This is a genomic window from Aeromonas crassostreae (assembly GCF_054052445.1).
Genome location: NZ_JBSTYM010000010.1, coordinates 36,956 through 60,870 on the forward strand (window position 1 = coordinate 36,956; position 23,915 = coordinate 60,870).

At 62.1% G+C, this 23,915-nt stretch carries 20 protein-coding genes; 10 read left to right on the forward strand and 10 right to left on the reverse strand.

Going from position 1 to position 23,915, the window contains the following annotated elements; genetic code table 11:
• The first annotated feature begins 84 nt into the window (after positions 1-84).
• The 3 genes from pssA (at position 85) to ACW5W4_RS09860 (ending at position 5,967) form a co-directional block, all read left to right on the forward strand.
• Positions 85-1,434 carry a CDP-diacylglycerol--serine O-phosphatidyltransferase gene (gene pssA, locus ACW5W4_RS09850; RefSeq protein ID WP_456689237.1) on the forward strand — a complete coding sequence of 450 codons (1,350 nt, stop codon included), beginning with the start codon at positions 85-87 and terminating at the stop codon, positions 1,432-1,434.
• 158 nt (positions 1,435-1,592) lie between these two features.
• Entirely contained in the window at positions 1,593-3,662 is a 2,070-nt protein-coding gene (gene recG / locus ACW5W4_RS09855; protein ID WP_456689238.1) for an ATP-dependent DNA helicase RecG, read from the forward strand.
• 268 nt (positions 3,663-3,930) lie between these two features.
• Positions 3,931-5,967, forward strand: coding sequence for a membrane assembly protein AsmA (locus ACW5W4_RS09860; RefSeq protein WP_456689239.1), 2,037 nt, complete (start codon positions 3,931-3,933; stop codon positions 5,965-5,967).
• Between the two features lie 64 nt (positions 5,968-6,031).
• Here the strand turns inward: ACW5W4_RS09860 and ACW5W4_RS09865 are convergent, their stop codons facing one another.
• Complete coding sequence (locus ACW5W4_RS09865; protein WP_408796823.1) at positions 6,032-6,934, reverse strand: bifunctional GNAT family N-acetyltransferase/hotdog fold thioesterase; 903 nt, start codon at positions 6,932-6,934, stop codon at positions 6,032-6,034.
• A gap of 51 nt (positions 6,935-6,985) precedes the next feature.
• On the opposite strand from ACW5W4_RS09865, the gene ACW5W4_RS09870 reads away from it, so the two are divergent.
• Positions 6,986-7,639 (forward strand): spermidine synthase, encoded by a 654-nt coding sequence (locus ACW5W4_RS09870; RefSeq protein WP_408796824.1) that lies wholly within the window; start codon positions 6,986-6,988, stop codon positions 7,637-7,639.
• A gap of 6 nt (positions 7,640-7,645) precedes the next feature.
• Here ACW5W4_RS09870 and dtd read toward each other — a convergent pair whose 3' ends face one another.
• From dtd to typA, 3 genes are all read right to left on the reverse strand, one after another.
• Positions 7,646-8,083 (reverse strand): D-aminoacyl-tRNA deacylase, encoded by a 438-nt coding sequence (dtd, locus tag ACW5W4_RS09875; protein WP_408796825.1) that lies wholly within the window; start codon positions 8,081-8,083, stop codon positions 7,646-7,648.
• A gap of 103 nt (positions 8,084-8,186) precedes the next feature.
• On the reverse strand, positions 8,187-9,059 hold the full coding sequence (locus ACW5W4_RS09880; protein WP_427263074.1) for a virulence factor BrkB family protein: 873 nt from the start codon (positions 9,057-9,059) through the stop codon (positions 8,187-8,189).
• A 240-nt stretch (positions 9,060-9,299) separates the two neighbouring features.
• Entirely contained in the window at positions 9,300-11,111 is a 1,812-nt protein-coding gene (gene typA / locus ACW5W4_RS09885) for a translational GTPase TypA (protein ID WP_456689240.1), read from the reverse strand.
• Positions 11,112-11,459: 348 nt separating this feature from the next.
• Between typA and glnA the strand changes: the two genes are divergently transcribed.
• From glnA to add, 5 genes are all read left to right on the forward strand, one after another.
• A complete protein-coding gene (glnA, locus tag ACW5W4_RS09890) occupies positions 11,460-12,869 on the forward strand; it encodes a glutamate--ammonia ligase (RefSeq protein WP_408796828.1) in 1,410 nt (469 codons plus the stop codon).
• A 95-nt stretch (positions 12,870-12,964) separates the two neighbouring features.
• The gene (locus tag ACW5W4_RS09895) at positions 12,965-13,525 is read left to right on the forward strand and encodes a DUF4124 domain-containing protein (protein ID WP_456689241.1); all 561 of its coding nucleotides are present in this window, start codon (positions 12,965-12,967) and stop codon (positions 13,523-13,525) included.
• Between the two features lie 80 nt (positions 13,526-13,605).
• Entirely contained in the window at positions 13,606-14,661 is a 1,056-nt protein-coding gene (gene glnL, locus ACW5W4_RS09900; protein ID WP_408796830.1) for a nitrogen regulation protein NR(II), read from the forward strand.
• A gap of 9 nt (positions 14,662-14,670) precedes the next feature.
• Positions 14,671-16,089, forward strand: a complete 1,419-nt coding sequence (gene glnG / locus ACW5W4_RS09905) for a nitrogen regulation protein NR(I) (protein WP_456689242.1) — start codon at positions 14,671-14,673, stop codon at positions 16,087-16,089.
• Positions 16,090-16,299: 210 nt separating this feature from the next.
• Complete coding sequence (add, locus tag ACW5W4_RS09910) at positions 16,300-17,301, forward strand: adenosine deaminase (protein ID WP_456689243.1); 1,002 nt, start codon at positions 16,300-16,302, stop codon at positions 17,299-17,301.
• An 82-nt stretch (positions 17,302-17,383) separates the two neighbouring features.
• Here the strand turns inward: add and hemN are convergent, their stop codons facing one another.
• The 4 genes from hemN to ACW5W4_RS09930 form a co-directional block, all read right to left on the reverse strand.
• Positions 17,384-18,757 carry an oxygen-independent coproporphyrinogen III oxidase gene (gene hemN, locus ACW5W4_RS09915; RefSeq protein ID WP_456689244.1) on the reverse strand — a complete coding sequence of 458 codons (1,374 nt, stop codon included), beginning with the start codon at positions 18,755-18,757 and terminating at the stop codon, positions 17,384-17,386.
• Between the two features lie 27 nt (positions 18,758-18,784).
• Positions 18,785-19,225 (reverse strand): DUF2489 domain-containing protein, encoded by a 441-nt coding sequence (locus ACW5W4_RS09920; RefSeq protein WP_427262286.1) that lies wholly within the window; start codon positions 19,223-19,225, stop codon positions 18,785-18,787.
• A gap of 11 nt (positions 19,226-19,236) precedes the next feature.
• Positions 19,237-19,809: a Der GTPase-activating protein YihI gene (gene yihI / locus ACW5W4_RS09925; RefSeq protein ID WP_456689245.1), complete on the reverse strand. Its 573-nt coding sequence runs from the start codon at positions 19,807-19,809 to the stop codon at positions 19,237-19,239.
• A gap of 794 nt (positions 19,810-20,603) precedes the next feature.
• Positions 20,604-21,221, reverse strand: coding sequence for a c-type cytochrome (locus ACW5W4_RS09930; RefSeq protein WP_408796836.1), 618 nt, complete (start codon positions 21,219-21,221; stop codon positions 20,604-20,606).
• Between the two features lie 142 nt (positions 21,222-21,363).
• On the opposite strand from ACW5W4_RS09930, the gene yihA reads away from it, so the two are divergent.
• Entirely contained in the window at positions 21,364-22,014 is a 651-nt protein-coding gene (gene yihA / locus ACW5W4_RS09935; RefSeq protein WP_408796837.1) for a ribosome biogenesis GTP-binding protein YihA/YsxC, read from the forward strand.
• 754 nt (positions 22,015-22,768) lie between these two features.
• On the opposite strand, the gene ACW5W4_RS09940 is transcribed toward yihA, so the two are convergent.
• Positions 22,769-23,029, reverse strand: a complete 261-nt coding sequence (locus ACW5W4_RS09940; RefSeq protein ID WP_456689246.1) for a DUF1488 domain-containing protein — start codon at positions 23,027-23,029, stop codon at positions 22,769-22,771.
• On the reverse strand, positions 23,026-23,847 hold the full coding sequence (gene aroE, locus ACW5W4_RS09945) for a shikimate dehydrogenase (RefSeq protein WP_456689247.1): 822 nt from the start codon (positions 23,845-23,847) through the stop codon (positions 23,026-23,028). The genes ACW5W4_RS09940 and aroE overlap by 4 nt, the downstream gene beginning before the upstream one ends.
• Positions 23,848-23,915: the final 68 nt, after the last annotated feature.

The window sequence follows — 23,915 nt, forward strand, 5'->3', positions numbered from 1 at the left end:
CTTTGGCTGAGGGGGTGAGATTGCTAGAATCGCCTATTCGTCGCCCCGAGTGGAACGCTTAACTCAGTGATATCAGGTTTCTCTATGCATTCATCGGCCCATTATCGACAGTTGTTGGCGCGCCTGCCCCAGATTGCCGTTGCCGCCCAGCAGTTTCAGACGCTCTACAGCGCCCGTGACTTCAAGAGCCGGATCCTCTCGCTCATCCAGCAAGCCACCCAGCGCATCTATCTGGTCGCCCTCTATCTGCAAGATGACGAGGCGGGACGCGAGATCATGGCCGCCCTCCACGCCGCCAAGCAGCGCAACCCGGCGCTGGATATCAAGCTGTTCGTCGATTTCCACCGGGCCCAGCGCGGCCTCATCGGCAAGGGCAAGCAGGGGGGCAACCATCTGATGTATCAGGCGATGGCCGCCCGGCATGAAGACCCCATCGCCGTCTATGGCGTGCCGGTCAAGGGGCGCGAGCTGCTCGGCGTGCTGCACCTCAAGGGCTTCATCTTCGATGACACCCTGCTCTATTCGGGGGCCAGCCTCAACGACATCTACCTGCATCAGCAGGATCGCTACCGCTTCGACCGCTATCACCAGATAGAGAGCGCCGAGCTGTGCCGCGCCATGGTCAACTATGTGGACGATCAGTTCGTCGCCAACCCCGCCGTGCAGCGCCTGGATCAGACGCCTATCCCGACCGCCAAGCAGCTCAAGGGGCCGATCCGCCGCTTCAAGCTGAGCCTGCGCCAGAGCCAGTACCGCTTCAACACCAGCAAGGCGGGCGACACCGAGGTCGCCATCACCCCCCTGGCGGGCCTGGGCAAGCGCAACAACCTGCTCAACCGCACCATCCGCAACCTGGTGCGGACCACGGAGCGGGAGATCTTCATCTGCACCCCCTACTTCAACCCGCCCAAGGAGCTCAGCAAGGACATAGAGTCCCTGCTCAACCGGGGCTGCAAGGTGACCATAGTGGTGGGGGACAAGACCGCCAACGACTTCTTCATCCCCCCCGGCGAGAAGTTCAGCACCATAGGCGGCCTGCCCTATCTGTACGAGACCAACCTGCGCAAGTTTGCCGAGCGCAACCAGCATCACATCGATGCGGGCAGGCTGGACCTCATGCTGTGGCGTCACGAGCGCAACTCCTATCACCTCAAGGGGATCTTCGTCGATGAGGAGTGGGCCCTGCTCACCGGCAACAACCTCAATCCCCGCGCCTGGGCGCTGGATCTGGAGAACGGTCTGCTGATCCGCGACGAACATGGGCTGCTGGCCGGCCAGTTCGCCGAGGAGAAGGCCAACATACTGGCCAATACCAGCCGTATCGACAGCTTCGGCCAGGTGGAAGAGCCCAAGGACTACCCGGAGCAGGTGCGCAAGCTGCTGGCACGGATCCACAGGGTCAAGGCGCACCTGCTGCTCAAACGCATCATCTGAGCCCTGATCCGCCACCCCTTCCCGCCCCTGCAAAGGCCTGCCGTTTTCGGCAGGCCTTTGTCGTCGAGGCCCTGTCACCCCGTCCGCGCGGCTTGCGTCGCAACCTCAATAGACCCTATCATCTGGACATATTTACAGTGATCGCAGGCATCTGATTGATGAAATTGGATAAAATCCCTCTCGATAGCCTGAAGGGTGTCGGCAGCAAGATGCAGGAGAAGTTCGAGCGGCTCGGGCTCGCCACCGTGCAGGACCTGCTGTTCCACCTGCCCCACCGCTACGAGGATCGCACCCAGGTGTGGCCCATCGGCGACCTGATGCCGGGTCTCCACGGCGCCGTCGAAGGGGAGATCCAGGATACCCAGCTGGTGATGGGTCGCCGCCGCATGCTGGTGTGCCGCATCAGCGACGGTACCGGCAGCCTGACCCTGCGTTTCTTCAATTTCACCGCGGCCCAGAAGAACAGCCTGGCCCAGGGGCGGCTGATCCGCTGCTTCGGCGAGGCCCGTCCCGGCAAATTCGGCCTGGAGATGGCCCACCCCGAGTACAAGCTGCTCGGCGAGGAGCAGGCCGGCCAGACCGAGGCGGCCCTCACCCCCGTCTACCCCACCACGGAGGGGCTGCGCCAGCTCACCCTGCGCAACCTCACGGATCAGGCGCTGCAGCTGCTCGACCAGCACGGGGTGGAGGAGCTGCTGCCCGCCGGTCTCTACCCCCAGCAGATCGATCTGGCCGCCGCCCTCAAGCTGCTGCACCGCCCGCCCCCCTCCGTGGCCCTGGATCAGCTCGACCAGGGTCAGCACCCGGCCCAGCGCCGTCTGGTGCTCGAAGAGCTGCTGGCCCACAACCTCTCGGTGCTGAAAGTCCGCGCCCAGGCCCAGACCCAGCATGCCCACGCCCTGGCCCCGGCCCCGACCCTGGTGGCACAGCTGCTGGCCGCCCTGCCCTTCAGCCCCACCGGTGCCCAGCGCCGGGTGGTGGATGAGATAAGCCGGGATCTGCAACTGGGCCATCCCATGATGCGACTGGTGCAGGGGGACGTGGGCTCGGGCAAGACCCTGGTGGCGGCGCTCGCCGCCCTGCAGGCCATCGGCAACGGCTGCCAGGTGGGGCTGATGGCGCCGACCGAACTGCTGGCCGAGCAGCACGCCATCAACTTCGCCAACTGGCTGGCGCCCCTCGGCATCAAGGTCGGCTGGCTGGCGGGCAAGCAGAAGGGCAAGGCGCGGGAGGAGGCGCTCGCCGCGATCAAAGACGGCAGCGTCAAGATGGTGGTGGGCACCCACGCCATCTTCCAGGAGCAGGTGGTGTTCGAGCGACTCGGGCTGGTGATCATCGACGAGCAGCACAGATTCGGGGTACACCAGCGCCTCGCCCTGCGGGAAAAAGGAGAGCGGGACGGCGTCCATCCCCATCAGCTCATCATGACCGCCACCCCCATTCCCCGCACCCTGGCGATGACCGCCTATGCCGATCTTGACACCTCGGTCATCGACGAGCTGCCGCCGGGGCGCACCCCCATCACCACGGTCGCCCTGCCGGACAGCCGCCGGGGGGACGTGATCGAGCGGGTCAGGCTCGCCTGCGAGGAGGGCAAGCAGGCCTACTGGGTCTGCACCCTGATCGAGGAGTCCGAAGTGCTCGAATGCCAGGCCGCCGAGGACACGGCCACCGAGCTGCAGGCACTGCTGCCCGGCCTGCACATCGGCCTGGTCCACGGCCGGATGCGCCCGATCGAGAAGCAGCGGGTGATGGAGGAGTTCAAGGCGGGCATATTGCAGCTGCTGGTCGCCACCACCGTCATCGAGGTGGGGGTGGACGTGCCCAACGCCAGCCTGATGATCATCGAAAACCCGGAGCGGCTCGGGCTGGCCCAGCTGCACCAGCTGCGGGGCCGGGTCGGCCGGGGGTCTGTGGCCTCCCACTGCGTGCTGCTCTATCACGCCCCCCTCTCCAAGACGGCCCAGAGCCGGCTCGGGGTATTGCGGGAGACCAATGACGGCTTCCTCATCGCCCAGCGCGATCTCGAGCTGCGCGGCCCGGGAGAACTGCTCGGCACCCGCCAGACCGGGCTGGCGGATCTCAAGATCGCCGATCTGGTGCGGGATCAGCCGCTCATCCCCCAGGTGCAGAAGCTGGCCCGTTTCCTGATGGATCAGCATCCGAGTCACGTCGATCCGCTGATCCGCCGCTGGCTGGGACTCCGAGATCACTACTCCAATGCCTGACCCGGAGACATACATGTGCAGAAGATGGTCAGATTGCCTGATGGACCGGCATCCGGGTCACGTCGATCCCTTGATCCGACGCTGGCTGGGCCTGCGTGATCACTATTCCAATGCCTGAGCGGAGAAAACCATCATCATGATACTCAAGCTGCCTGATGGATCCGCATCCAGGCCACGCCATATCGACCCGCTGCTCCGCCGACGTTCGGGGCGGCGGGACCACTATTCCAACGCCTGATCCCCATCCGGCCACAGGAGGAACACACAGATGAATGCCTGGTTACGTGCCCTGCTCTACTTCTTCGCCTTCCTGCTGCTGTTCGTCTGGATGGGGCTCGGCCTGTTCGATGCCCAGCGGGCCAAGGATCCCACCGCCAACTGGCTCAGTCGCCAGACCGGCGTACCGGTCACCATAGGCCGACTGGTGTTCAACCCGCTCCACCCCTACACCCTGCTGGCGGAGCAGATCAGTTATGGGGATGGCGTCAGGGTCGAGAAGCTCTATGTCGAGGTCGACAGCATCGACTGGCTGAGCCGGGACGTGCGCCTCGCCCACCTGGATCTGATCAAGCCCAGCATCCGCTGGCCCCTGCCCAACCAGCTCCCCGCCCTGCCGCTGCGATCCCTCACCATAGGGGACAGCAAGATAGATGGCCTGAACCTGACCAGCGACGACCTCACGCTGCGGGGGGCCAGCGCCACCCTGCGCAACTGGCAGCTGCTCGGCCCGGGCCAGCAGGTGCAAGCCGACCTCTCCCTCACCATCAACCGCCTCGAGAGCCCCACGCTGACCCTGAGCCAGCTGGCCCTCGACGGCACGCTGCAAGGCCAGGTGCTGAGCACGGATCGCCTGGTCACCCGGCTGTTCGATGGGGTGGTGGAGAGCGCCATGGTGCTGGACTGGCCCGCTCGCAGCCTGCGTCTCGGGGATCTCAAGGCCCGGGGGCTGCGCATCGAGCTGGCGGATCTCGGCGATCAGCCCTGGCCCCTGCGCCGGATCAGCCTGGATCGGGGTGACTTCCAGCATGTCAGCCTCAACTCCCTGAAGGGCGAGTTCGCCCTCAACGACTTCAACGGCGAGCTGAATCAGTTCGAGTGGCAGGCGGGGAGCCCCGCCAGCGGCCAGCTGCTCGGCAGCCTGGGGGATGCGGGCCGCGGCCTGTTCCAGCTGGAGGAGATAGAGGGACAACTGAGCTTCTCCGGCCAGCAGATCGGCGCCGCCCTCAAGGGCAAGGCCTATGACGGCCGCTTCGACACCCTGTTCAGCCTGGATCCCGATCGCCAGCGCCTCACCCTGCGCCAGCTGACCCTGAGCGGCATGGACATCAGCCTGCCCCAGGGGTGGTGGCAGGCCTGGCAGGCCGCCGTCCCCACCCGGCTCGAGATAAGCCAGCTCCATTTCGACAAGCTGAGGGTCCTCTCCTTCGACGACGCCCTGCCCCTCTCCCTGAGCGGCTGGAACCTGGAGCTGGCGCAGCTGGGACTCGAGGGCGGGCAGCCCCTGGCCCTGAGCGAGCAGGGCGCCATCCAGAGCGACTGGATAGAGCTGGTGTGGGACGGCCTCTCCGCCCGCAATGGCCAACTGGTAGTCACTGCCACGCCGCAGCAGTGGCAGCTGGAGCGCCTCGCCAGCCAGCTGGCCGACGGCGGCAGCCTGAGCGCCAGCGGCCTGTGGAGTCGCCAGCCCCGGCAAGCCTCCCGCCTGCGACTCAAGGGGGAGCAGCTGGATCTGGATCTCTGGGGGGACCTGCTGCACAGCCCCCTCTCCTTCGCCGGCAAGGCCGACCTGGATCTGGCGCTGCAGGCCGACCTCGCCGACTGGCGCCACAGCCTGAGCGGCAGCCTGAGCCTGGATGCCAAGGACCCCTTCTGGGATGGGGTCAAGCTGGATCCTCTGCTCGATGCCTGGTTCAAGGCGCCACAGCCCCCGACCCTGAGCCCACAGGCGCTCTGGCAGGCGATGCAGGGGGGCGATACCCCCTTCTATCGGATCAGACTCGAGGCCAGGGCGGATCAGGGGAAGATCGCCATCGAGCAGGGCGGGGCCTCCACCATCACCCACCTGCTGGCCCTGGGCGGCGGGCTGGATCTGGGGGCGGACAGCTGGCAGCTCGATGTCGGCGCCCTCAACCGCGAGGGGTGCGCCGAGCTGGTCGGCCAGTGGCGCGACCGGCTCGAGGCCCCCACCCTCGGCTGGCAACTGCTGGGCGAGAAGGCCAGCTGCGACTGGCAGCCCGGAGTCAGCTATCCCGCCCAGGGGCGCAACAGCCCCCTCCATCGCCCCGGCTCACCTCAGGGCGGCTAGGGCGCCCATCAACAGCAAGACCTCCCGCAGGAGGCCTTGTCGATCACAGAGGGCAAACCCCGCCCTAGCCGCGCCGCACCGGCTGCACCACATAATGGCCGAGGAACTCGGCGGCGAGCCGGCAGCCGCTGAACAGCTGGATCTTGAGGCTGAACTTGGCGGACTGGCCCGCCTTGAGTGGCGCCAGCACGGCGGGCATGCCTTCCCGGGCGACCCGCGCCTCCGGCTCCTCGGTGACGGGACGGTAGTATTTGATCTCCCCCTGGGCCAGCACGGTGTCTCCCACCAGTCCCTCCTCCTTGAGTTGCAGCCAGATGAGGCCCCAACCCGCCAGCACGCACTGGCTGTAGATGCTGCCGGCGAACATGGTGTCATGGACGTTGAGGTTGGCGGCCAGGTTGGCCTTGAGGTGAAAGGTCTGGCCGTCATAGTGGGTGATGTGCACCCCCATCTTCTCGCTGATGGGGATGCCCCGCGACCAGCGGGTGGTGAGATCCTGACACCACTGGGGACGATACTGTATGGTCTGCAGGGGGCTCAGGGACTTGATCATCTGCCGATGGGGGATGCGGCCAAAGGAGACGGGGCCCTCGCCCACCTCGAGAAAGCCGCACTTGCGATAAAACTCCACCGCCTCCTGGCGGGCGTTCATGACCAGGCGCTTGACCTTCTCCTGGCAGGCGAGCTGCTCCAGATCCGCCACCATGCGCGCCCCCAGCCCCTGGCCGCGATAGTCGGGCAGCATGGCCATGAAGCGGATCTGGGCCTCGTCTCCTCCGACGAACAGCCGCCCCACGGCGATGGGAGTACCATCGGGGGCCAGCATCATCCGATGAATGGCAACAGAATCGTATTCGTCCCGCTCCGAGCCCAGGGGGAAGTTGAATGGCTTGCGCAGCAGTTCCCAGCGCAATTGATAATACGCCTCCAGCTCCGACTCCGTTTGAGGGGTTACCACCCGGTACATAGCGACATCCTTGAGTTACACTGGTCGAAAGCCATCTTGCCGTGCAATTTCATGGACTTCAATCTACAGACGTATCGCGCCGAACAGTTATTGCACCTGGGAGTCAGTCCGGCTCGCCGCATCTGCGTACAGCAGAACGAGCGGCATCGCTGGCTGGAGATCGACGGCGTGGTGCAGTCCGCCATGGTACTCAGCGCCCCCCACCAGCTCTGCCTGCCCCATCAACAGACCATAGCCGCCCTGCTGCCGGCGCGAGCCAGCCGCGTGCTCGAGCTGGGCCTGGGAGGCGGGGACATGGGTCGCCACCTGCAGGCCCGCTGGCCCGAGGCCGAGTTTGACGGCGTGGATCTCGATGCCGAGGTGATCAGCCTCTATCGCGACTTCTTCATGACAGACGAGGCCCTCGGCCGCCAGCGGCTCCATCGGGCCGATGCCCTCTCTTTCCTGATGGAGGCGCCGGGATGCCATGACCTGATCCTGGTCGACCTCTTCAGCCAGGATGGCAACCCCCCGCTCCTGTTCTCCCCCCACTTCTACCAGGCCCTGGCCGCCCGGCTGGAGGGCGAGCTCATCATGAACCTGCTGCCGAGGACGGGCCGCGAGCTGGATCGGGTGCTGACCCTGGTTGAGCGCTGGATTGGCCCGGCCCAGCTGAGGGGGGTGCCCGGCTGCATCAACCAGATAGTCCACGCCAGGCAGGGCTGAGCCGGGCTACACCTGCAACCAGAAGGTCGTCGGCCCCTCGTTGAGCAGGGCCACCTTCATGTCGGCGGCGAACCGACCGGTTTGGGTCGGCACATCGCCGGCGCGGGCCCGGGCCACGAAGTAGTCGTAGAGCCGCTCCGCCTCCTCGGGGCGGGCGCCGCCGGAGAAGCTGGGCCTCATCCCCCGACCGGTATCCGCCGCCAGGGTGAACTGGGAAACCACCAGCAGGCTGCCTCCCACCTGGCCCACATTGAGGTTCATCTTGCCCTCGCCATCGGGGAAGATGCGATAGCCGCTCACCCTGTGCAGCAGCTTGTCGGCCTTGGCCTCGTCATCCCCTTGTTCCACCCCGAGCAGCACCAGCAGCCCCTGACCGATGGCGCCGATGACTTCCCCCTCGACGGTGACGCTGGCCTCGCTGACCCGCTGAATCAATGCAATCACTCGCAGCTCCTCTGACTGACAACCCTGGAAATGAAACGACCGCCTCAGGGGCGGTCGTCGATGCTACCAATAAAACGGGGGGCAAGGCGATGGTTCAGATGACTCAGGCCAGCTCCTCATGCCCCGGTTTCTCGTACTCCCCGAGGCAGGCGGTGGTCTCGGCGCCGAGCAAGACCACCAGCCAGCTGAGATAGACCCAGACGAACAGGATGGGAATGGTCGCCAGGGCGCCATAGATGGCCTGATAGGAGGGGAAGTTGGTGATGTAGAGCGCGAAGCCGCGCTTGGCCAGCTCAAACAGCACCGCCGCCACCAGGGCCCCGATCAGCGCATGCACCAGCCGCACCTTGCAGTTGGGCACCACGGTATAGATCAGCAGGAAGCCGAACACGGAGAACAGGAACGGCAGGCTGCGCAGCAGCAGGTAACCGACGCCGAACAGGCTGTCCGCGGCAAACAGCTTCAGGGACAGTATGTAGGAGGAGATGGCGATGCTGGCCCCAATCAGCACGGGGCCCAGGGTCAGTATCATCCAGTACATGGCAAAGGCCTGCCCCAGGGGGCGGCTCTGGGTGGAGCGCCAGATGTAGTTGAGGTTCTTGTCGATGGCCGAGATCAGCATCAGGGCCACCACCACCAGGGCGCCGATGCCCACCGCCGTGGTGTTGGTGGCGTTGGCCACGAAGCCGTCTATGTACTCCTTGAGCATCTCGCCGGCGGTGGGTACGAAGTTGTGGTAGACGAACTGCTCCATCGCCTGTTTCAGGCTCTGAAACACCGGAAAGGCGGACATCATGCCGAATACCACGGCGATCATGGGCACCAGGGAGAGCAGGGTGACATAGGCCAGGTAGCCGGCGGTGACGGTCAGCCTGTCCTGCTGAAAACGGCCCCAGACGAACTGGGCGAAGTGGCGGCCATCATGGCGCAAGAAGGAGGAGGCATGCGCCAGCTGGCGACGAAGGTGATGCTGCATATTGGCTTCCTAACGAACAAATCATGACGCTATTGTGCCAGCTTAGCCCCCGGATTGCCCGATACCGGACGAAATGAGTCCCGAGACGGCCCGAGCTGGCCTGTGACAACCCTCGGCATCCAGGCCGTGAAGCGCCGCACCCTTCCCAGGCTTCGCCCATAAAAAAAGTCCGAACGCCTGGGGCGTTCGGACTCTGATTGCCGTCATTCGGGCCGGTTCAGCGGCCCGATGAGGGAGGGATCAGGCGCGGCCGGCGCGCTTGCGATCCATCTCGGTCAGCAGCTTTTTACGGATGCGGATGGCCTTGGGCGTGATCTCTACCAGTTCATCGTTGTCGATGAACTCCAGAGCCTGCTCCAGGGTCATGCGGATCGGCGGAGTCAGCACCTGGGCTTCGTCGGTACCGGAGGCACGCATGTTGGTCAGCTGCTTGCCTTTCAGGCAGTTGACGGTCAGGTCGTTGGAGCGGGAGTGGATCCCGATCACCTGGCCTTCGTACACCTCGGTCGCGTGACCGATGAACAGACGACCGCGATCCTGCAGACCGAACAGGGCGAAGGTCAGGGCCTTGCCGGTAGCGTTGGAGATGAGCACGCCGTTCTGACGCTCACCGATGCTGCCACCCTTGTGCGGACCGTAATGGTCGAAGGTGTGGTACAGCAGACCGGTACCCGAGGTCATGGTCAGGAACTCGGTCTGGAAGCCGATCAGGCCACGGCTCGGGATCATGAAGTCCAGACGGACACGGCCCTTGCCATCCGGGGTCATGTTGGTCATCTCGCCTTTACGCAGGCCGAGTTGCTCCATGACGGAACCCTGGTGGGCTTCTTCCACGTCGACAGTGACGGTTTCGAACGGTTCTTGCAGAACGCCATCCACGGTGCGCAGGATAACTTCCGGACGGGATACCGCCAGCTCGTAGCCTTCGCGACGCATGTTTTCGATCAGGATGGACAGGTGCAGTTCACCACGGCCGGAGACGCGGAACTTGTCCGGATCTTCGGTCTCTTCCACGCGCAGGGCCACGTTGTGGACCAGTTCCTGGTTCAGACGCTCCAGGATGTTGCGGGAGGTGACGAACTTGCCTTCTTTACCGGCGAACGGCGAGGTGTTGACCTGGAAGGTCATGTTCACGGTCGGCTCGTCGACGGAGAGGGGCGGCAGCGCTTCAACGGCGTTGTTGTCACAGATGGTGTCGGAGATCTTCAGCTCGCCCAGACCGGTGATGGCGATGATGTCGCCCGCTTGCGCGTCGGTCACTTCGGTACGGGACAGACCCAGGTAGCCCAGGACCTGACCGACCTTGCCGGTACGGCTCTTGCCGTTGGCACCGACGATGGTGACCTGCTGGTTGGTCTTGACGCGGCCGCGGGTGATGCGACCGATGCCGATGACGCCCACATAGGAGTTGTAGTCCAGCTGGGAGATCTGCATCTGGAAACCACCCTCGGCATCGGCCGCAGGCGCTTCCACGTTGTCGACGATGGCCTGGAACAGGGGTTCCATGTTCTCGGACGGTACGTCTTGATCCAGGGTGGCCCAACCGTTCAGTGCAGAGGCGTAAACAACCTTGAAGTCCAGTTGCTCATCGGTGGCACCCAGGTTGTCGAACAGATCGAAGACCTGATCCATTACCCAGTCAGGACGCGCGCCCGGACGGTCGATCTTGTTGATGACCACGATGGGCTTCAGACCCTGGGCGAACGCCTTCTGGGTCACGAAACGGGTTTGCGGCATGGGGCCGTCAACGGCGTCGACCAGCAGCAGCACGGAGTCAACCATGGACAGTACACGCTCAACCTCACCGCCGAAGTCGGCGTGACCCGGGGTATCCACGATGTTGATGCGGTAGTCGTTCCAGCGGATGGCAGTGTTCTTGGCGAGAATGGTGATGCCACGTTCCCGTTCCAGATCATTGGAGTCCATGATCCGTTCCTGACCTTCGCTGGTGCGGTCCAGAGTACCGGACTGCTGCAGCAGCTTATCCACCAGGGTCGTCTTGCCGTGGTCAACGTGCGCAATAATCGCAATATTGCGTAAATTCTCTAACATTCTCGCCTCAATCACCGGGTAAAATTGGGCGCTAATTGTACTCTCGCCTTTGTGATCTGCCTAGCAGAATCGCAGTAGATTCACGCACGAGAGTGGATCTGGATCATGGACCCGGGGCAACAAGCCTGTTTATATGGGGCTTAGTCGCCGTCGCACTGGTTTGGTGCACCAAAAAGATCCCTGAATGCACCAACATGATGCACGACGGCACGAAAGCAGCTGGTTTTGGGACGCCAAGATGCGGCAACTGCCCTGAAATCAAGCTGTCACAAACTTGGCACGATACTCGCTTATGTGAATCTGATGACGCATTCACCCAAAGAGTTTTAACACCGGAGGTTACTTAGCATGTCAGCTCAGAACGTAATGGCCTTGATCCAGGAACATGAAGTCAAGTTTGTCGACCTGCGCTTTACCGACACCAAGGGTAAAGAGCAGCACGTTTCCATTCCCTCCCACCAGATCGACGAAGACTTCTTCGAAGACGGCAAGATGTTCGATGGCTCCTCCATCGGCGGCTGGAAGGGCATCAACGAGTCTGACATGGTGCTGATGCCGGATCCGGCCTCCGCCAAGCTGGATCCGTTCACCGAAGAGACCACCCTGAACATCGTCTGTGACATCCTGGAACCGGCCACCATGCAGGGCTATGACCGCGATCCGCGCTCCATCGCCAAGCGTGCCGAAGACTTCCTGAAGTCCAGCGGCATCGCCGATACCGTGCTGTTCGGACCGGAACCCGAGTTCTTCATGTTCGACAACATCACCTTCTCGAACACCATGGGTCACAGCTTCGTCAAGATCGAATCCGAAGAAGCGGCCTGGAACTCCGGCACCGCCTACGAGCACGGCAACAAGGGTCACCGTCCCTTCGTCAAGGGTGGCTACTTCCCGGTTGCACCGGTCGACTCCTCCCAGGACATCCGCGCCGCCATGTGCCTGGTGCTGGAAGAGATGGGCCAGGTCGTCGAGGCTCACCACCACGAGGTGGCCACCGCCGGTCAGAACGAGATCGCCACCCGCTTCAACACTCTTACGCTGAAGGCTGACGAAGTGCAGGTCCTGAAGTACGTGATCCACAACGTGGCCCACGCCTACAACAAGACTGTCACCTTCATGCCCAAACCCATGTTCGGTGACAACGGCTCCGGCATGCACTGCCACCAGTCCCTGGCCAAAGATGGCGTCAACCTGTTCGCGGGTGACCTGTACGGCGGTCTGTCCGAGATGGCGCTGCACTACATCGGCGGCATCATCAAGCACGCCAAGGCCATCAACGCCTTCGCCAACCCGACTACCAACTCCTACAAGCGTCTGGTGCCGGGCTATGAAGCACCGGTCATGCTGGCCTACTCCGCCCGCAACCGCTCTGCCTCCATCCGTATCCCTGTGGTACCGAGCCCGAAAGCTCGCCGCATCGAGGTGCGCTTCCCGGACCCGGCGGCCAACCCCTACCTGGCCTTCGCCGCCCAGCTGATGGCCGGCCTGGACGGCATCATCAACAAGATCCATCCGGGCGATGCCATGGACAAGAACCTGTATGATCTGCCGCCGGAAGAAGCCGCCGAAGTGCCGACCGTTGCCGGTTCCCTGGACGAGGCCCTGTCTGCACTGGACAGCGATCGCGAGTTCCTGACCCGTGGTGGCGTGTTCAGCGACGACTTCATCAACTCCTACCTGGAGCTGAAGCAGCAGGACGTGGACCGCGTGCGCATGACCCCGCACCCGCTGGAGTTCGAACTCTACTACTCCGTCTAATCGGCGCAGTCAGTACCAAATGGATAATAAAACCCGCCTCATGGCGGGTTTTTTCTCTGTTAGGCTTTAAGCGGGATCCCATCGAGGAGAGAGGCATGAACCTCAGCCACCTGGCCGGATTATTGTTGCTGACAAGCCTGGGCGTCCATGGCGCCAAGATCTACTCCTGGGTGGATAGCCGGGGCATCACCCACTACACCAATGCCCCCCCCGCGGGCCAGCAGAGCCAGGTGATCGACCTGCGGGTGGCCCCCCTGGTCGGCACGGTTCCCCAGTCGGTACAGGTCGCCAATTACCACCACCTGACCGGCACCGATCTCAAGCAGGCCGAACTGACCATCACCCTGATCTCTCCCGAAGCGGAGAGCACGCTGCGCGACAACACGGGCAACATCGTCTTCGAGGCGCGCGTCACCCCCACCCCTCCCCCCCAATTCGATCTGCGCCTGCTGCTCGACGGCAAGGCACGCGCCCGGGTCAGCAACACCCTGATGCTCCGCCTGGAAAACCTGGATCGGGGCACCCATAAGGTGCAACTCGAGCTGCTGGCAAAAGACGGTACGATCCTTGCTAAATCAGAGATAGTGACTTTCTACCTGCACAGGACCAGAGTCAATCAGGCCGCTGCCGCCAGCGCCACGCCTCACAAGGGGTGATCCTTTGCACCGATGCAGGTAGACTGAATGCACTATATTGGTGCATTGCCGGTGTGTAGCACCGTTTTAGGGAGAAACCTGTGCCAGTCCGCTCGGATCAAGCCAAGACATTACTCGACAACCTGCTGACCGCCGTCATCCTGATGGATGAGCGCCTCTGCATCCAGTTCGTCAACCCGGCGGCAGAACAGCTGCTCTCCCTCAGCCAGCGTCGGCTGATCGGGCTGGAACTGCCCCATCTGCTGGAGCACATCTCCCTCGATCTGAACCGCTTTCGTCAGTGCCTGGCATCGGGTCAGGGCTTCACCGACAGCGAGGTCACCCTGGTGGTGGAAGGAGAGCCGCGCCTGGTCGAGCTCAGTGCCAGCCCGCTGGCCGACCATGAACAAAGGTTGATCGTGGTGGAGCTGCGCAAGATAGACCAGCAGAAGAAGATCAGTCAGGAACTGCAGCAACACGCCCAGCAACAGGCGGCCAGAGAGCTGGTGCGCGGCCTGGCCCACGAGATCAAGAACCCCCTCGGCGGCCTGCGTGGCGCCGCCCAGCTGCTGCAAAAGGAGCTGCCCAACCCGGCGCTGCGCGAATACACCGGCATCATCATAGAGCAGGCCGACAGGCTGCGGCTGTTGGTCGACCGGCTGCTCGGCCCCCAGCGCCCCGGCCGCCATCAGGTGCACAATGTCCACTCGGTGCTGGAGCAGGTGCGCCGCCTGGTGGAGCTGGAGCTGCCCGGTGGGATCCGCATCGAGCGGGATTACGACCCCAGCATCCCCGAGTTCGAGATGGAGCCGGATCAGCTGCAACAGGCGTTTCTCAACATGGTGCGCAATGCCGCCGAGGCCCTGGGCAATCAGACCGGTCTCATCAGCATTCGCACCCGCACCGTGTTCCAGATCACCATCCATGGCAAGCGCTACCGCCTGGCGGCCGAGATCAAGATCATCGACAACGGCCCCGGCATCCCGGATGCCATCCGCGACACCCTCTTCTACCCCATGATCACCGGCAAGGAGGGGGGCACGGGTCTGGGTCTTTCCATCGCCCAGAATCTGATCGATCAGCACAAGGGCCGCATCGACTGCATCAGCTGGCCGGGCCACACCGAGTTCACCGTTTATCTACCGCTTCGCAAATAAGGGATCTTCATGACCGCAAAAGTATGGATCGTCGATGACGACAGCTCGATCCGCTGGGTGCTGGAGCGCACCCTCGGCAGCGAAGGGTTCGAGTGCGAGAGCTTCGCCGATGGCGAGGCCCTGCTGCACTCCCTGGAAGCGCGCACCCCGGATGTGATCCTGTCCGATATCCGCATGCCCGGCATAGACGGCCTCAGCCTGCTGGAGCAGATCCACCGTCGTCAGGCGGACCTGCCCATCATCATCATGACCGCCCATTCCGACCTCGACGCCGCCGTCAACGCCTACCAGCGCGGCGCCTTCGAATACCTGCCCAAGCCCTTCGACATCGAGGAAGCGGTCACCCTGGTGCGCCGGGCCGAGAATCACCTCAAGGAGCAGCGCACCAAGCGCAAGGCCCGCCAGCAGGAGGCCGGCAGCAGCCCGGAGATCATCGGCGAGGCTCCCGCCATGCAGGAGGTGTTTCGCGCCATCGGCCGGCTGTCGCGCTCCAGCATCTCGGTGCTCATCAACGGCCAGAGCGGTACCGGCAAGGAGCTGGTTGCCCACGCCCTGCACCGCCACAGCCCGCGGGCCCACAAGAACTTCATCGCCCTCAACATGGCGGCCATCCCGAAAGACCTCATCGAATCCGAACTGTTCGGCCATGAGAAGGGAGCCTTCACCGGTGCCAACAACATACGCCACGGCCGCTTCGAACAGGCCGATGGCGGCACCCTGTTTCTCGACGAGATAGGCGACATGCCGCTGGACGTGCAGACCCGGCTGCTGCGGGTGCTGGCGGACGGCCAGTTCTACCGGGTCGGCGGCCATCAGCCGGTGCAGGTGGACGTGCGCATCATCGCCGCCACCCACCAGAATCTGGAGAAGCGGGTCGCCGACGGCGAGTTTCGGGAAGATCTGTTTCACCGCCTCAACGTCATCCGCATCCACATTCCGGCCCTCAGGGAGCGGCGGGAAGATATCCCCCAGCTCGCCCACCACTTCCTGCTGCGGGCCGCCAAGGAGCTCAACGTCGAGGCCAAGAGCCTGCACCCGGATACCCAGGCCTTCATCAGCCGGCTGCCCTGGCCGGGCAATGTGCGCCAACTGGAGAACGTCTGCCGCTGGCTCACCGTCATGGCCTCTGGCCAGGAGGTGCTGGTCGCCGATCTGCCCACCGAGCTGCTGACCCCCATCGCCACCGTCGCCGAGCCGGGTCAGCCCGCCCTCGCCGGCGGCTGGCAACAGCAGCTGCGCGACTGGGTTGCCAGCAAGCTGGCCCTGGGGGAGATAGACATACTGGCCGACGCCATGCCCCAGTTCGAACGGATCATGCTGGAGACGGCGCTGGAGCATACCCATGGCCACAAGCAGGAAGCGGCGCGCCTGCTCGGCTGGGGCCGCAACACCCTCACTCGCAAACTCAAGGAGCTCGATCTCTCCTGAGCATCGGCCGGCCCCCGCCCAAGGGGGCCCCGCCATCCCTCCAGCCCAGTTCATGACCACCCCAGGCTCTCGCCCCGGCCCGCCAGAAAAACGCTTACCATCACGCCCACGGCAATCCAGGCCCCTTTGATTTCAAACAGGGTATCTTTTTTGTCATCCCCGCCTAGAATGACTAGCTTCTCTATCATCGGCTCGAAGAAGGCACCCCTCATGATTGACAGATCCCTCCCCCTGACCGACCTCCATCGTCACCTGGACGGCAACATCCGGGCCCAGACCATCCTCGAGCTCGGCCGTCAGCACAACATAGCCCTGCCCGCCCTCGAGCTGGAGGCGTTGCGCCCCCATGTGCAGATCGTCGAGAAGGAGCCCAGCCTGGTGGCCTTCCTCAAGAAGCTGGACTGGGGCGTGGCCGTGCTGGCGGATTATGACGCCTGCCGCCGGGTCGCCTACGAGAATGCCGAAGACCTGCTGCACGCCGGCATCGACTATGCCGAGCTGCGCTTCAGCCCGGCCTACATGGCCATGACCCACAAGCTGGATCCCCAAGGGGTGGTGGAGGCGGTGATCGACGGCGTCCAGGCCGGCTGCCGCGACTTCGGCGTCAAGACCAAGCTCATCGGCATCATGAGCCGCACCTTCGGCACAGCGCAGTGCCGCCGCGAGCTGGAGGCCTGCCTGACCCACGGCAACCAGCTGGTCGCCATCGATCTCGCCGGTGACGAACTGGGCTTTCCCGGCGAGCTGTTCACCGAGCATTTTCGCCGGGTGCGCGATGCCGGTCTCCATGTCACCGTCCATGCCGGTGAGGCCGCCGGCCCCGAAAGCATGTGGCAGGCCATTCGCGATCTGGGGGCGACTCGCATCGGCCACGGGGTCAAGGCGGTGCAGGATCCGCGTCTGATGGATTATCTGGCCGAGCACGGCATCGGCATCGAGTCCTGCCTCACCTCCAACCTGCAGACCAGCACGGTGGAGAGCCTGCAACGCCACCCGATCCGCCAGTTCCTGGACCATGGCGTGCTCGCCTGCCTCAATACCGACGATCCTGCGGTGGAAGGCATAGAGCTGCGCCACGAATACGAGGTGGCCGCCCCGGCCGCCGGTCTCAGCGCCGGCCAGATACGCAGCGCCCAGGAAAATGGCCTCAAACTGGCCTTCCTGAGCAAGCAGGAGAAGGCCGAGCTGGCCGCCAGCGCCGTCGCCCGCTAAGTCAGCCCATCAGGGCAGCCCTGACAACCATAAAAAAAACCGCCGAGGCGGTTTTTTTTATGGTGAGCATAAGGGCTCTGGCTCAGATCACCCGGGAGAACTGCTGGGCCCGCGCCGCATTGCGCAGATAGACATCGAAGCACATGCAGATGTTGCGAATGAGCAACTGGCCCGTGCCGACCACCGTCAGGCCTGTGTCGGTCAGGCGCACCAGACCATCGTCGACAAAGGTCTGCAACAGCTTGAGATCGTCGGCAAAATACTGGGCGAACACCAGATCATGGGCCTGTTCGACCGCGGCGAAATCCAGGGAGAAGTCGCAGATGAGGCGCTTTATCACCTCCCGGCGGATCAGGTCGTCCCGGTTCAGGGAGCATCCCTTCCACTGGGCATGGCCAAGCGTCTCCACCTGGGCGTAGTAGGCCTTGAGATCCTTCTGATTCTGGGAGTAGGCATCCCCCATCATGCTGATGGAGGAGACCCCCAGCCCCAGCAGATCGCAATCCCCCTGGGTGGTGTAGCCCTGGAAGTTGCGATGCAGGGTGCCGTTGCGTTGGGCCACCGCCAGCTCGTCATCGGGCTTGGCGAAGTGATCCATGCCGATGAACTGGTAGCCCTGGCCGGTGAGGAAGGCGATGGTGTCCTGCAGCATGGCCAGCTTCTCCCGAGGGGCCGGCATATCCGCCTCTTTCAGCTTGTGCTGGGCGGCAAAGCGGCTCGGCAGATGGGCATAGTTGAAGATGGAGAGGCGGGCCGGATCGGTCTTGAGCACTTCCTCCAGAGTGTGGTGGAAGCTGTCGCGGTTCTGGTGCGGCAGGCCGTAGATGAGATCCAGGTTGGTGGATCTGAACCCCAGCTCCCGCGCCCGCTCCAGCATGGCACGAATGAAGTCGTTGTCCTGCTCCCGGTTGACCGCCGCCTGCACCTGCTTGTTGAAGTCCTGCACGCCAAGGCTGATGCGGTTGAAACCGAGCTCCCGCAGCACGTCCAGCATGGAGAGTGCGATCTCCCGCGGATCCACCTCTATGCTGATCTCCCCTTGCTCCGCAAATCGGAAGTGTTGCCGCAGCATGGCCATCAGCCGCCGTGTCTGGGCTTCGTCCAGATAGGTGGGGGTGCCGCCGCCCCAATGCAGTTGCGTCACGGTGCGGTGGGCAAACAGGGGAGCCTGGGCGGCAATTTCCCGCTCCAGATAGTCGAGATACTGATCGGCCTTGTGCTGATGGCGAGTGATCACCTTGTTGCAGCCACAGTAGTAGCAGAGCTTGTGGCAGAAGGGGATGTGCACATAGAGCGAGAGATTGCGCTGGGGATACTGGCCGGCGGCATGGACGAAATCCGGATAACCGAACGCCTCGTTGAATTCCAGCGCAGTGGGATAGGAGGTATAACGGGGGCCGCTGTGGTTGTACTTCTCGATCAGCGCCTGATCCCACACTATCGGTTCGACTCGCACACTTGCTTCCTCATGGGTTGGCCGGGATCACTTGCCCAGCTGAAAATCCTTCAACAGGGCCACATCCTTGAGGATCTGGGCCTCCAGTTCGACCTCGTAGCCGCTGCGCTCGAGATCCATCTTCATGATCTCGTTACGCTTGAGCGCCTTGCGCGCCTCATGGGTCGGCATCTCCTTCACCTTCTCATACAAGCCGTACAGACCGGGGAACTCCTCGGCAAAGGCGCGTCCCTCCTTGATTTGCAGGGCATTGAGCAGGTTGGTCAGGCGGATGGCCCCTTCCGAGTAGTCGCACTGGCCATCGCGCACCGCGTGGGCGATAACCCGCACGCTGTCGAGGATACGCTCGTTGCGTGCCCGAATGGCCTGCTCCTGCTGCTCCGTCTGGCGTCGTACCCTGGCCAGCAGCATGCCGGCATAGACGGCCAGACCGAGCAAGACAAGGCTACCCGCCAGGGTAGCCAGCATCAGGGCGCCGCTCACTTTTTCTTGGGCTCTGCTTGTTGCGGTTGGTAATCCGCCTTGGTGAAGCGATCCCACAGATCCTCTTCGGTCGCAGGAGCCTGCGTCTGCTCGGCATCCTCAGCCAGGAAGGCAGGCTCGTCTTCGTCCTCGTCATCTATGATGCCGAGTTCATCCATCAGCTCCTGATAGCGATCGACCCGCTGGTCGACCCAGGCCTGATCGGCGGCGTTCAGGGTCTCACCCTCATCCAGACGGTCGAGGAAATCATTGAGACGATCATCGTTTTCGATGGCGGCCAGCTCCTGCTCCGGAGTCAGCTTGAGGATCTTCTCCCTGGCAACCTTGACGGGCTGCGGCTTGCTCTGTTTGTCGTCGACGATCAGTGCCACCGGCTTGCGCGACCCCAGGCGAGGATCCTGTGCCTGCTTGTTGCCCTTGTTGCGCTTGGGCTCGGCGACCTGCTGGCGCGTCCCCGCCTTCAGACCTTTGCGCCGGGCGGCACGCTTGCGCTCACGGCCTTCCAGGGCACTGGCATCTGATTCTTTACGCTTACCCGTGGGTTTGCGACTGGGTTGTTTGGCCGACATGAATGACTCCGGGACATTGCTGGATATAAAAACCGCCACGAGGCACCATGGCGCCTGGCGGGATAAGGTGCTGACAGTGAATGATTGAGGAGGCACGGGATCCAGCATCATGGCTGCCCCGCAGGGCAACTGAGCATCGCAGGATCGGTACCCTCTGGGCATGTTGCTGGTATTTTGACACAAAATGCCGGCCCGGGTTAATCATCCAATAGAAAAAAGGCAGCCGAAGCTGCCTCTATATGCTGTGCGAGTCCCATCCCTATCAATGTCGCCCTTCCCTGGCGCCTCGTCGCATATCTTTATATGGGTCGTCCTGACCTCGGTTGATCATTCCTGAATATGCGTGTGCCTGCTTGCCTCGACGCGCGACCTCCCTGTGGTACGTCGACCCGATTGCATCCCGCGCCCCTCCCGTCCCGAGAGGTCATCATCCTGATGCTTCACTCCCTTGCCAGACATCCCAGCCTGTCCCGACATCCTTGCGCTCACCCGCTCCCGGGTGAATCCTTGACCCGATCTCGAGTCATTTCCTGGCTGCAACTCTATCAAGTTCAGGAGGTGACTCAATCCGATCGCTCTCTCGTGAGGGGGTAAGGGTGACAAAAGAAATGAATAACCAATTAATAAATAATGACTTTATTGGATAAGGCGTGATTTTTTCAGCCGAGGCCAACGCTCGGAATGGGAAATATCGCACAGGGAGAGGGGCAAAGCGGCAACCCATAAAACAAGGGAGCCCTTGGGCTCCCTGTTTCGCTATGCGGCTTGGCGGTGCAAGCTGCGCCATGCCGTCATCAGTGCAATCCGGCAACGTACTTGGACAGCACTTCGATATCGTGGTCCGTCAGTTTCTTGGCCACATCACGCATCATGCCATTGGGGTCATTGTCGCGGGTCGCGGCCCGGAACCCCTCCAGCTGCGCCTTGATATAGGCGGGATGCTGACCGGACAGGCTAGGATACTTGGCCTGCTCAACTCCCACCCCACGGGGGCCATGACAGGCGGCGCAAGCGGGCAGGCCCCGGCTCATGTCACCCCCCATGTAGAGCGCCTTGCCTTCGGCAATGACCTCATCGGGCACCGCCACCGGCGTGATCTGCTGGCCGGAGAAGTAGGCCGCCAGGTCATCCATGTCCTGATCGGACAAGGGCAGAGCCATGGGTCCCATGATGGGAGAAGCGCGACCCGAGGTGCCAGAAGCGGCAGCCTTCAGTTCCACTAACTGTTTTTTGATATATGATGCGTGCTGACCAGCAAGCTTGGGGTAAATATCAGCAGGACCATTGCCGTCCGGTCCATGACAGGCAGCGCACACCGCCGATTTGGTTTGTCCCGCAGCGGCATCGCCCTTGGCTTGTGCCATCCCCGTTACGCCAACCATCAGAGCAAGAGTAATGACTAGGTTCTTCATGGCGTTCCAACTTCTCGTTATTAGGCTTCCAGATCCCATGCCGCTGAAGGCATGTTAAAATAAACGCGTTTAAGCGACGCCATTTTACACGATTTCACAAAAAAGTAACTCTATAACCCTCTCTCTCCATGGGGAATTTACGTTGGATACACAAACTCTGAATTTCAATAAGGTGCATTTTGTGACCAGCGCACCCGACATCCGTCACCTGCCAAATGATGGGGGTGTCGAGATTGCGTTTGCCGGGCGTTCCAATGCCGGCAAGTCATCAGCCTTGAACACCTTGACCAAGCACAAGAACCTGGCCCGCACCAGTAAGACGCCAGGCCGGACCCAGCTGATCAACCTGTTCGAGCTGGAACCAGGCAAGCGTCTGGTCGACTTGCCAGGTTACGGTTATGCCCAGGTTCCACTGGAAATGAAGCTAAAGTGGCAAAAGTCGCTGGCCGAATACCTGCAACGTCGTGAGTCCTTGAAAGGCTTGGTGATCCTGATGGACATCCGCCATCCGTTAAAAGAAACCGACATGAACATGCTGGAGTGGAGCTCTCACCGCGAATTGCCGGTCATGCTGCTGCTGACCAAGGCCGACAAGCTGAGTCCGGGGCCACGTAACAATCAGGTGATCAAGGTTCGCCAGGCGGTGGCCAATCTGGGCCCCCAGATCCAGGTTGAAGCCTTCTCTTCCCTCAATCAGATCGGGGTCGAGAAGCTGGCGCAGACGCTCAGTGGCTGGTACCTCTCGGGTGAGACGGCCGCAGACGCCATCGATGCCGAGTCCGACTCCGAATAATCCTGCCACTTTTCAATTGGCGGAGCCTGTTCCGCCAATTGAAACCCCTCCTGAGCCCCCTCTCATCAATCCCGCCGTCACCAACCCTCATCCACGACGTTATAACTAGCTGTTTTTAATAGCTAACAACTTAATTTTTATCAAGAACAAACAAAATCATCAAATGATAACGTTTTCAACCTGGGTCAGTGCCCGCCGGCTAAAAATCGGCAACAAATACCAAACTGTAATTTAATTACATTGAGTAGCCGACAAAGGGACAAAAATGAGGCCAGTTCCCTGGGTAAGGAACCGGCCCGAAGACACTGTTCAAAATTGGGAAGAAATCAGTCTTGAGGAGAAATGACGACTGGGTTTACTCAAGAAACCCCCTCATTTTATCAGAGGACAGCGGTTTTTAAAGTCTTTACTCTAAATCCAATCCATAAAAAAACGCCCCGACGATGACTCATCGGGGCTGCTATTCAGCCACATTCAATTACGTGAAATAAAAGGTCTGAAAGATAGAACATCTTACCTCTGTACCCTACGAGAACAACTGTACATCAAACCAACAAAAAAGTGAAAGTAATTTATGTAACAAAGTTTCACCAAGAGTGGGTAAATATTTTTCTTTTATTTTCATATAGATAAAAAAATCCCCAGTACGAATACCGGGGGTTATAAAGGTGACTAACTAGCACTTCCTCAACTATCTAGTTAGTCAGCCTGGTCTTGAGAAAGTTCCAATCCTCAGCAAAAAAACTTTGTCTGTTTAGAGATAGATGGCGCCATCCTCTCCAAACTCTTGTTCTTCAATGAGTTTTTCAACCATTTCCTCGATATCGAACCTCAGGCTCTCGAATGCTCGCAGGATATCGTCTTCCCGCACCAGGGAGAGTCCGGCCAACCGCTCCAGACGGTGGCGACTGATATAGCAAGGGATCAATCCCCCCATCAACTGAGCCGGGAAGTGAACCCGCTGCTGCTCGGCCTGCCATTCGGCCGAGTCCGGGAATTGGATGCTCTGGTTCATGCCACCCCCAGATTGCGTTTCAGTTCGCGCAGCACCTGGGTCGTTCCCGGGCGAATGCCGCGCCAGATGGTAAATGCCTCGGCGGCCTGCTGCACCAGCATGCCGAGCCCATCCATGATCTTGCGCGCCCCCTGTGCCCGAGCCCAGGCATTGAACGGCGTCTCTTCGGCGCCATACATCATGTCATAGACGGCGATATCACTGTGTATGATCGAAGGGGGTATGGGTGGCAGCGATCCTTGCAGGCTGGCCGAGGTGGAGTTGATCACCAGATCGAACGGCCCGAGCAGCTCCTCGTATCGTACGGCCTCGACGGGACCCAAGGGGGCAAAGTCCCGGGCCAGCTGGGCCGCCTTGTCATGGGTGCGATTGGCGATGACCAGGCGACTCGGCCCCTTGGACAGCAAGGGGGCCAGGGCCCCACGGGCCGCCCCCCCGGCACCGAGCAGCAGGATCCGGCTCCCCGCCAGGCCGACCCCCTGGGAGGTCAGATCGGCTACCAGGCCGGCGCCGTCGGTATTGTCCCCCAGCAGGAGGCCGTCGTCGGTCAGCTTGATGGTATTGATCGCCCCGGCCAGCCTGGCACGCGGGCTCAGGCTATCGACCAGCGCAAACGCCTGCTCCTTGAACGGGACTGTGATGTTGCAGCCCTTGCCTCCCTCGGCGAAGAAACCGCGCAACGCCTCGGCAAAGTCGTCAGGTGCGGGCTCCGCCAGGGTATATTCCATCGACTGCTGGGTCTGCCGGGCAAAGAGGGTGTGAATGAAGGGGGATTTACTGTGTCGTACCGGATAACCGAATACCGCATACCTGTCCATCGCAAGGGTCCATCTGGAGGAGAATGATCCGATTTAACGGTTTTTCCCCCGCCTGGACAAGGGCATTT